10 protein-coding genes and 2 pseudogenes are annotated in these 9,443 nt (G+C 42.0%); 7 read left to right on the top strand and 5 right to left on the bottom strand.

The genetic code is table 11. The features are described from left to right. Nucleotides 1-780 (top strand): Slam-dependent surface lipoprotein (locus F967_RS14265; protein WP_004797781.1); only part of this gene is annotated, 780 nt, incomplete at its 5' end. An 89-nt stretch (nt 781-869) separates the two neighbouring features. Next, nucleotides 870-2,270: a surface lipoprotein assembly modifier gene (locus tag F967_RS01665; RefSeq protein WP_004797780.1), complete on the top strand. Its 1,401-nt coding sequence runs from the start codon at nt 870-872 to the stop codon at nt 2,268-2,270. An 82-nt stretch (nt 2,271-2,352) separates the two neighbouring features. Here the strand turns inward: F967_RS01665 and F967_RS13450 are convergent. From F967_RS13450 to F967_RS01650, 5 genes and pseudogenes are all read right to left on the bottom strand, one after another. Then, nucleotides 2,353-2,439: pseudogene (locus F967_RS13450) on the bottom strand (DUF3565 domain-containing protein); the annotation flags it as partial. A gap of 2 nt (nt 2,440-2,441) precedes the next feature. After that, on the bottom strand, nt 2,442-2,936 hold the full coding sequence (locus F967_RS01660) for an IS630 family transposase (protein ID WP_004797778.1): 495 nt from the start codon (nt 2,934-2,936) through the stop codon (nt 2,442-2,444). Nucleotides 2,937-2,983: 47 nt separating this feature from the next. Then, nucleotides 2,984-3,289, bottom strand: a complete 306-nt coding sequence (locus F967_RS01655) for an IS630 transposase-related protein (protein WP_000122230.1) — start codon at nt 3,287-3,289, stop codon at nt 2,984-2,986. 35 nt (nt 3,290-3,324) lie between these two features. After that, nucleotides 3,325-3,408: pseudogene (locus F967_RS14025) on the bottom strand (DUF3565 domain-containing protein); the annotation flags it as partial. Between the two features lie 4 nt (nt 3,409-3,412). Next, nucleotides 3,413-3,865, bottom strand: a complete 453-nt coding sequence (locus F967_RS01650; RefSeq protein ID WP_004683555.1) for a MarR family winged helix-turn-helix transcriptional regulator — start codon at nt 3,863-3,865, stop codon at nt 3,413-3,415. 183 nt (nt 3,866-4,048) lie between these two features. Between F967_RS01650 and F967_RS01645 the strand changes: the two genes are divergently transcribed. The 5 genes from F967_RS01645 (at nt 4,049) to F967_RS01625 (ending at nt 9,443) form a co-directional block, all read left to right on the top strand. Next, a complete protein-coding gene (locus F967_RS01645) occupies nt 4,049-4,528 on the top strand; it encodes a glutathione peroxidase (protein WP_004760419.1) in 480 nt (159 codons plus the stop codon). Nucleotides 4,529-4,743: 215 nt separating this feature from the next. Beyond that, complete coding sequence (gshB, locus tag F967_RS01640; protein WP_004756907.1) at nt 4,744-5,688, top strand: glutathione synthase; 945 nt, start codon at nt 4,744-4,746, stop codon at nt 5,686-5,688. A 225-nt stretch (nt 5,689-5,913) separates the two neighbouring features. Further along, on the top strand, nt 5,914-7,011 hold the full coding sequence (gene murG / locus F967_RS01635) for an undecaprenyldiphospho-muramoylpentapeptide beta-N-acetylglucosaminyltransferase (RefSeq protein WP_081399063.1): 1,098 nt from the start codon (nt 5,914-5,916) through the stop codon (nt 7,009-7,011). A 13-nt stretch (nt 7,012-7,024) separates the two neighbouring features. Next, nucleotides 7,025-8,470, top strand: a complete 1,446-nt coding sequence (gene murC / locus F967_RS01630) for a UDP-N-acetylmuramate--L-alanine ligase (protein ID WP_004683550.1) — start codon at nt 7,025-7,027, stop codon at nt 8,468-8,470. Between the two features lie 46 nt (nt 8,471-8,516). Beyond that, on the top strand, nt 8,517-9,443 hold the full coding sequence (locus tag F967_RS01625) for a D-alanine--D-alanine ligase (RefSeq protein ID WP_004760422.1): 927 nt from the start codon (nt 8,517-8,519) through the stop codon (nt 9,441-9,443).

Below are 9,443 nucleotides of genomic sequence, written 5' to 3'. Positions count from 1 at the left end.
GCTGCTGCTGAGAAGGCTGCTGCTGAAAAGGCTGCTGCTGAGAAGGCTGCTGCTGAAAAGGCTGCTGCTGAGAAAGCTGCTGCTGAGAAGGCTGCTGCTGAAAAGGCTGCTGCTGAGAAGGCTGCTGCTGAAAAGCAAAAAGAAATTGATGACGCAAAAGGTCTTACTAGTTACTACCCAATTAACACGATTACAGCTAATTTTAATGGTGGGAAAGCTAAATCTAATAATATAACTACAGCATCGGGTACACAGTCTGTTGTTTATAATCAGCCCTATTCTGTTGTTTTAGGTAATTATTCTGGCGATCTTTCTTATAACAATAAGACTGGCGCATTAATAAGCGATGATCGTACATCTAATATTAAAATCCAAGGTTTGAAAACAACTGTTGATGCAATACCAACTTTAGGTACTGCTACTTATACAGGTAAAGCATTTAATGGTGCTTATATTGATACGACAACTATTGATTACAGCGGAATGATCCCATCTATTTCGACAACATCGAAATTGGCTGAAGGTACTTTAGATTATAATATTAACTTTACTGATCGCTTAGGTTCAGGATCAATCACTGGCTTAGGTAATACTATTAGCCTAGAACAAGGTTCTATTTCTGGAACTGGAATCACTTCAACAGCTAAACAATTAACTAATACTGGTACATATTCATTAGACTTTTATGGCAAAAAAGCTGAAGAAATTGCTGGTAAAGTTATCTTTAATGGTAAAGATACCGTTGGTTTTGGCGGTACCCGTGGTGAAATTACTAAATAAAATCTTATTTTAGTCCCCACTTATCTATAGACCGTCTGAAATTAACTATATTTTCAGACGGTTTTTGTCATTCTATTGGTAGCCATTTGATGAATATCAAATATTTAGTCATTCTTTCAGTAACATTTTCTAGCACTGCATTTTCTCAAGAATTACTACCAGCTCAAACGGTATTTTTTGAGCAAGATTCATTTATTCAACCTGAATTATTACTTAAAAAAACAGTAGATAAAGATTTAAATCTTTCTACACTACCTCCAAACTCAAGTTTAGAAGATTATATTAATCAAGCAATTATTCATAAAGACTGGAAAGAACTTGAGAAACTACTAGATAAATACAGAAAAACTGATAATTACGATCACATTTTATACGAATATGGCTTAGGTGCTTTATATCGTTTTCAAGGAAAGCAAAAGAAAGCCATAGAAATGTACCAAGAGATTATTACAAAGAATCCAAATTTATATTATCCCCGTTTTGATCTAGCCATGATGTTATTTGAAAATAAACAATATACTGAAGCTAAAAATGAATTTAGAGCAGTAAGACCTTTTCTTCCTACTCAGATCCAAGCATTAATAGATCAGCTATTGAGTACTATGGAAGAGTCTCAAGGATGGCAACCAAACGTAAATTTTAATTTTGAAAAAACAGATAATGTTAATCAAACATCGAGTATAAAAGAGATTTCTATTGGAGAAGCAACTTTCATACGTGATCAGGAATCACTACCACAAAAGGCAGAAGGTATCGGTTATACGCTGAATGCATCACGTGAACAAAATATGATGAGCAATCATTATGTATATTTTAATGCAACATTAAACGGTATTTATTATTGGGATAATACAGAATTTAGTGAGCAAACCTTACGTATCGATACTGGTTACAAGTATAAAGATCTTAAGCAATCCTTAGGCATAATTCCATTTATTGGGCAAAATATACTAGGTGATAGTCGTTACAGTCATAACTATGGTGCAGGATTAGAATATAACCGATTATTATCAGATCGTTGGCAAGTCTCTGCTAATACATCTCATATCCAAAAACGATATCAGGATTCAGATCTTGCACAATATTATAATGGTCATGCTAATAGTCAGGCTGCATTGATGCTGTATCAACCGAAATCAAAATTACTCATATATAGTGGCTTAGACTGGATGCAAGATCGCTTAGCGGACGAAGCAGAATCATCCAATAAGAAAGGTATACGAAGTGGTTTTTTATACTTTGGGGACTCATTGGGTATTAGTAGCAACATACGTTATTCTAAGCGTAATTTTTTAGCAGATAATATTTGGTATGGTATTCAACGCAAAGACAGTGAATATGAATTTGGTATAGCTACTTGGCGTAAGCAATGGCAGTGGAAAGGTTTTACTCCCAAGTTAAATTATAGATATCAAAAAATTGACAGCAATTTACCACTTTATGAGCGTAATAACGGCACATGGTTTATCACAATAGATAAAAAAATTTAAGAATAAAGGCTCTCACTCTCAGTTAGAGCCTTTTATTATTTAACATAAAATCTCTTATGCGAATCACATCTCATCAAACTTCTTAGTCCAATATCACCCCTAATTTTTCATTACGCCCTTGCTCAGTCAAAACCCAAGGGCGATTTTGCCAAGGTGGATCATGGCGTATAGTCAAACTACTTTATTATTCATACAGGATTCGAAAAAAACTCGAAATAACTCATCGACTGAGTCGATCAACCATTCTTTACGCTTACGTTTAACCCATGCCCACATCTGTTCTATAGGATTTAAATCAGGGCTGTATGCAGGAAGCCAAAGAATTTTATGCCCTTGTTGTTCCAATAACTCCTGAATATCTGCTCTTTTATGAAATGCTGCATTATCCATAACCACTACACTATTTTCAGGTAATGCTGGTATGAGGAATTGCTCAATCCAAAAATGAAAAACATCTGAATTGATTTTGCAGTCAAATAAACCGACTAAAAATAAATACCCTTTATGGATTGCTCCAATGGCATTGGTCTGATTCTTTAATTGCCAATTATATTGCCCTAAACAGGGTACTCCTTTTCGTGAATAGCCATGAGGTCTATAATCATGTGACTTAAAACCACTTTCATCCAGATAAATAATCGGGTGGTTTTTTTCTAATTCATTCACTTGCTGAATAAATTTATCCCTAAGCCTTGTATCTGCTTTAGGATGGCTTAACGTCTTTTTTTAACTGTAATATTTAAGCGCTTTAATGCAGCACCAATAGATGAAACACCACAATTAAAACGTGCAGCACGTTCATATTGATAAGCATCAGGATACTTTTCAACATCTTCACGTAAAGCATCATCGTTAATTTTAGAAGGTTTACGTACACGAGTTTTTTTAATCTCTATACGTTTCTTCCATTCAACAATGGTATTTTTATTAATTTCAAATTGTGCAGCTACCGCTCGAATAGAATAACCTTCCTCAAGCTTAGCTAAAATTTTACGTCTAAAATGTTCTGAATAACTCATTGCACCATTGTATTAGTTTTATAATGATTTGACTATACATGCTGCCCATGCCCACAGGTAAGCTCTGCTACCCAATGATTCTCTTTATCCAGATGAAATCCAACAATGGCCTGTTGCATTTACTTATTCACCCAAACTTTCAAGTTTAGAATCCTCTAAACCCTTTAAAAAACGATGGCATAGATTATGAATCGCCACCAAATCATTGGGCTCAATACCCAAAGAGCAGGCGAGTTTAAAAGGAATCAGGGTAATTTCATCTTTTGCCGAAAGCGCTTTTTCCAGCAAAATGACTTTTTTCATGCGTTCATCTTCTTTAACCGCAACACGCTTTAAAAACTGCTTTTCTTCCAGTTTTTTAATAATCGGCGTTAAGGTTCCCGAATCAAAAAAAGTCTTTTGTCCGATTTCAGACAAGGTTACGTTGTCTTTTTCATACAACGCCAGCAACACAATAAACTGCGGATAGGTCAGGTCATATTCCTGAAGCAAGGGACGATATTGACGAATCATCGCATTGGTGGCGGAGTACATGGCAAAACAGACTTGATTTTCCAAGTAGGCAATCTCAGTCATGATCCAGTCCTTTTAAAGTCGCAATATCTGCAAATTAGTATAAATTGAAAAACGCAAAAAGTATATTGCGTATAATTAACTTGCACACAATATAGTTGTGTGCAATATTGTTTGTGCTATAGCTTAACAAATAAACAAAGCTACTTTGGGAATGGCACAAGTTTTATTGCAGAGAGAATTTTTATGACCAAGATTTATGATTTTCAGGCTGAACTTTTAGAGGGTGAGCAAAAGGACCTCGCAGACTATCAAGGCAAAGTGCTGCTGGTGGTGAACACTGCAAGCCAGTGTGGTTTAACCCCACAGTTTGAGGGCCTGGAAAAGCTATATCAGGACTATCAACAGCAGGGCTTGGTGATTTTGGGGTTTCCATGTAACCAGTTTGCCAATCAGGACCCATCAAGCAATGAGGAAATCGGCAGCTTCTGTCAGCGCAACTATGGCGTGTCATTCCCCATGTTTGCCAAGGTTGATGTCAATGGACCAACTGCCCATCCGCTTTATCAGTATTTAACCTCAGAGGCCAAAGGTCTTTTGGGAAGCAGTATAAAATGGAATTTCACCAAGTTTTTGATCAATCAAAAAGGTGAGGTGGTGAAACGTTATGCGCCAATCACCAAACCAGAAAAAATAGCCAAGGATATTCAACGTTTATTGTCATAAGGCAGTATTCGCATGTTGGGAAATGTATCTGGCTGGAACTCAAACGAGTCAAACATTTCCCAAACCTGCCCATAATTGAAAAAGAAAGATGATAATGTTATAGCTAATTGAATAAAATAGATTTTTTATTATTTAATATTTACATAACTTGTTCAGCCATAAGCAGAAAACTTGGTTATACTTTTCGGTAAGATTAAAAATACGAGCGTCAGGTTATGCGTGTACTTGTGGTGATGGACCCAATTGAAACTGTGAATCTCAAGAAAGATTCAACCATGGCAATGCTATGGGCGGCAAGCCGTCGTGGACATGAGCTGGGGTATGCACTGCAACAGGATTTATATATCGAACAAGGCAAGGCATTCGGTCTGATCTCACCATTAAAGGTGTTTGAAGACTACAGCCATTATTATGAGCTGGGCGAGAAACAAAAAGAGTCACTTGCTACTTATGATGTGGTGCTGATGCGTAAAGACCCACCATTCGACATGAACTTTGTCTACACTACCTACATTTTGGAACAGGCGGAGCGTGAGGGTGCATGGATCATCAATAAACCCCAGTCATTACGTGACTGTAATGAAAAGCTGTTTGCGACCCAGTTTCCAGAACTTCAAGTTCCGACCTTGGTGACATCACAACAAAGCCTGATTCGTGAGTTTATCAAGGCGCATGGTGATGTGATTGTGAAACCTCTGGATGGCATGGGGGGCATGGGAATTTTCCGCCTGTATCAGGACGGTGTGAACATTGGTTCGACTCTGGAAATGCTGACGGAAATGGGAACACGTCCAATCATGGTGCAACGTTATATCCCTGAAATTGTCGAAGGCGATAAACGTATCCTGATGGTCAATGGTGAGCCAGTTCCTTATTGTCTGGCGCGCATTCCACAAAATGGTGAGGTGCGTGGCAATCTGGCGGCAGGTGGTTTGGGGCAGGCACGTCCACTGACTGACAATGACAAAATGATTGCTGCAAAGGTTGGACCTTTCCTGCGTGAAAAGGGTCTGGTGTTTGTCGGTCTGGATGTGATTGGAAATTATGTCACTGAAATTAATGTCACCAGTCCAACCTGTATTCGGGAGATTGATGCCCAGTTTGGCACCTCAATTGCCGATGACTTGTTTACTGTGCTTGAGGCTGGACGACAGAACTAGACTCCCTGTTTATTGACCGAATTGCCCATTTGTTTTTGACGCTGATTGCAAGGTAAATGGGCAATGGGATGTAGTGCTCCCCTGTTTTTAATAAACAATTGAAAAAAGCGGGGCTTTCTGTTGTAAACAGGTGAAATTCGCTTTTCGTGAATGAAGCTTTAGGATTAAAATAACTTCCGAAAACAATAGACGATAACTTTCTTTTTTGAGTTGAAGAATTAGACCGTGACCAATTCACCGCAGAACAAACCCAAACATGTCATGATGATGGCCGCTGGTACAGGTGGGCATGTTTTTCCAGCACTGGCTGTTGCAAAACAACTTCAACAGGAAGGCTGTCAGGTGTCGTGGCTTGCGACGCCTACAGGTATGGAAAATCGGTTACTCAAAGACCAAAATATTCCAATTTATCAAATTGACATTCAGGGTGTGCGTGGCAATGGCCTGTTGCGTAAAATCAGCGCACCTTTCAAGATTCTCAAGGCGACCCTGAGCGCAATGCGCTATATGCGGCAGCTCAAGGTTGATGCGGTAGCGGGCTTTGGTGGCTATGTGGCTGGACCAGGTGGTTTGGCTGCACGTATCTTGGGGATTCCGATCCTGATTCATGAGCAAAATGCCATTGCGGGATTTACCAATACGCAATTGGCGCGTATCGCAACAACAGTTTGTCAGGCTTTTCCAAATACTTTCCCAACTAGTGATAAAGTGGTGACCACAGGCAATCCTGTGCGTGCGGAAATTTCTGCGATTTTGAATCCATCATGGCGTTATCAGACCCGTGAACAGGAGCAGCAGCCCCTTAGTGTTCTGATTGTCGGAGGGTCTCTGGGTGCGCAGGCTTTAAATGAGCGTTTGCCTGAGGCGTTAAGCAAGGTGAATATTCCTTTAAAGGTGTTTCACCAATGTGGGCAGAACCAGCAGGATTTAACCCGTGTTCGCTACCAGGATGCGCCTAAAAGCCTACAGCTGCAGGTTGAGCCATTTATTCATGATATGGCAAAGGCATATAGTGAGGCTGACCTGATTATCTGTCGTGCTGGCGCTTTGACGGTAACGGAAGTGGCGACCGCGGGCCTTGCGGCAATTTTTGTACCTTTGCCGATTGCGGTGGATGACCATCAGACGGCTAATGCCAAATTTCTGGCAAATGTGGGTGCTGCCAAGATTTGCCAGCAAGCAGACATGACACCCGCTGTTTTAGATGAGTTGTTAGCCACATTATTAAATCGCCAACTACTCTCTGAAATGGCAATTAAAGCACGCCAACAAGCACAACCGAATGCAACTCAGCATGTGGTTGATCTGATTAAAAAATTGTAATTCGAGTTTATCTATGTCTCCTACAAATCCAAACCAATCCAAAAAGCTGATTAAAGTGCCAGAAATGCGCCGTATTAAACATATCCACTTTGTTGGTATTGGTGGTGCAGGGATGTGTGGTATTGCCGAAGTTCTAAAAAATCAGGGCTATAAAATTTCGGGTTCGGACATTAAGGAGTCCAAAACCACCACGCATCTCGAAGCAAATGGCATCAAGGTTTATATTGGGCATTCAGCCGACAATATTAAGAATGCCAATGTATTAGTGGTTTCAACGGCAATCGACCCTGAAAATCCAGAGATCAAGGCGGCCATTGAGCAACGCACCCCGATTGTGCGCCGTGCGGAAATGCTGGGTGAACTGATGCGTTACCGTCATGGCATCGCGGTTGCGGGTACACATGGTAAAACCACCACCACCAGCTTGTTGACCACCATGCTGGCTGAGGAAAACCTTGATCCAACCTATGTGATTGGCGGTTTGCTAAACAGTACAGGGGTTAATGCGGCACTGGGCGAAAGCCGTTTTATTGTGGCGGAAGCCGATGAGTCGGATGCATCATTCCTGTATTTACAGCCAATGGCGGCGATTGTCACCAATATTGATGCCGACCACATGGATACCTATGAGGGTAGCTTTGACAAGTTAAAGGATACGTTCATCCAGTTTTTGCATAACCTGCCGTTCTATGGCTTGGCGGTGGTCTGTGGTGATGATGCCAATATCCGTGAGATTCTGCCGCGTATTGGCCGTCCAATCCTGACCTACGGTTTTGGTGAGGATAATGATATTCGTGCGGTTGAGGTGGTGCAGGATGGCATGCAGTCGCACTTTACTGTGTTGCGTAAAGACCGTGAGCCATTGCGTGTCACCATCAACCAGCCAGGTCTGCATAATGTCCTGAATGCATTGGCGGCCATTGGTGTGGCAACTGATGAGGGCGTTTCTGATGGAGCGATTTGTCGCGCATTGGAGGGCTTTAGCGGTGTCGGCCGTCGCTTCCAGGTTCAGGGTGAGTTTGAAGTTGGCGAGGGTTTGGTGAAGTTGGTGGATGACTATGGCCACCATCCAAAAGAGGTTGAAGCAACCATTAAGGCGGCCCGTGCCAGCCACCCAGACCGTCGCTTGGTGATGATGTTCCAGCCACACCGTTTCAGCCGTACCCGTGACTGTTTCGATGATTTTGTCGATGTGCTGTCGCAGGTGGATCAACTATTATTGTTAGAAGTCTATCCAGCGGGTGAAAAACCGATTGTGGGTGCGGATAGCCGTGCTTTAGCACGCAGTATTCGTTTACGTGGTGAAGTTGAACCGATTTTGGTTGATCCCGTTGAAGGTAATTTGCCAAATGTTTTACAAAAAGTGTTACAAGCGAATGACTTGTTATTAACACAAGGCGCGGGTAACGTGGGCGCAATTTCGGTAGAATTGGCCCAGCATCGCCTGTATGCCAAATAATGTGTGTTGTGAATATTAAAAGTTTTACAGTTTTAAGGATATAAACGTGTCAAATGCTGCAAAATTCGGCAAAGTTGCCGTGTTGTTTGGTGGGAAATCAGCTGAACGTGCTGTGTCACTGGATAGTGGTCAGGCTGTTTTAGAGGCGCTGTTGCGTTCGGGTGTACAGGCAGAGGCATTTGACCCACAGAATCGTAGCGTGACGGAACTGGTTGGCTATGACCGTGCCTTTATTGTGCTGCATGGTCGTGGTGGTGAGGATGGCCAGATTCAGGGTGTTCTTGAATGGCTAAACATTCCATATACGGGGACTGGCGTACAGGGCTCCGCAATTGGCATGGACAAGGTCAAGACCAAGCAGGTCTGGCAAGGCAGTGACTTGCCAACAGCGCCTTATCGCATCGTCACCAAGGATTCTGACTTAGATGCGATGATCGCGAATTTAGGCCTGCCTGTGATTATCAAGCCTGTGCATGAAGGCTCAAGTGTCGGTATGAGCAAGGTTGAGAAAGCAGAGGATTTTGCCAACGCAATTGAAAAAGCCACACAGCATGATGCGGTGGTGATGGCCGAAAAATGGATTACAGGCCGTGAATTTACCATTTCATTCCTGAATGGTCAGCCATTGCCTGTGATTCGCTTGCAGCCGCCAGCAGATGTTGCCTTTTATGACTATGAGGCGAAATATCAGCGTGATGATGTGCAGTATGGGATTCCTTGTGGTTTAAGCGAGGCTGAGGAGAAAAGCCTACAGGCGCTTTGTCTGCGCGCGTTTCAGGCGGTTGGTGCAGAGGGCTGGGGACGTATTGATGCCATGCAGGACCAGGATGGAAACTTCTGGTTGCTGGAGGTGAATACCGTACCAGGCATGACCAGCCACTCTTTGGTGCCTAAGGCGGCCCAGGCGGTGGGCTATGGTTTTGATCAACTGTGTGTTGCGATCCTAGAGCAAACCCTGGCGAAGTCGGCTTAA

Origin of the sequence: Acinetobacter sp. CIP 102637 (assembly GCF_000368425.1) — a bacterium.
Taxonomy (GTDB): domain Bacteria; phylum Pseudomonadota; class Gammaproteobacteria; order Pseudomonadales; family Moraxellaceae; genus Acinetobacter; species Acinetobacter parvus.
This window is presented reverse-complemented; position numbering and strand designations above follow the sequence as displayed.

Excerpts from the sequence above, each read along its gene's own strand:
- F967_RS01665 (WP_004797780.1), top strand. The coding sequence starts at position 870 with ATGAATATCAAATATTTAGTCATTCTTTCAGTAACATTTTCTAGCACT.
- F967_RS01655 (WP_000122230.1), bottom strand. The coding sequence starts at position 3,289 with ATGAGTTATTCAGAACATTTTAGACGTAAAATTTTAGCTAAGCTTGAG.
- F967_RS01650 (WP_004683555.1), bottom strand. The coding sequence starts at position 3,865 with ATGACTGAGATTGCCTACTTGGAAAATCAAGTCTGTTTTGCCATGTAC.
- F967_RS01645 (WP_004760419.1), top strand. The coding sequence starts at position 4,049 with ATGACCAAGATTTATGATTTTCAGGCTGAACTTTTAGAGGGTGAGCAA.
- gshB (WP_004756907.1), top strand. The coding sequence starts at position 4,744 with ATGCGTGTACTTGTGGTGATGGACCCAATTGAAACTGTGAATCTCAAG.
- murC (WP_004683550.1), top strand. The coding sequence starts at position 7,025 with ATGTCTCCTACAAATCCAAACCAATCCAAAAAGCTGATTAAAGTGCCA.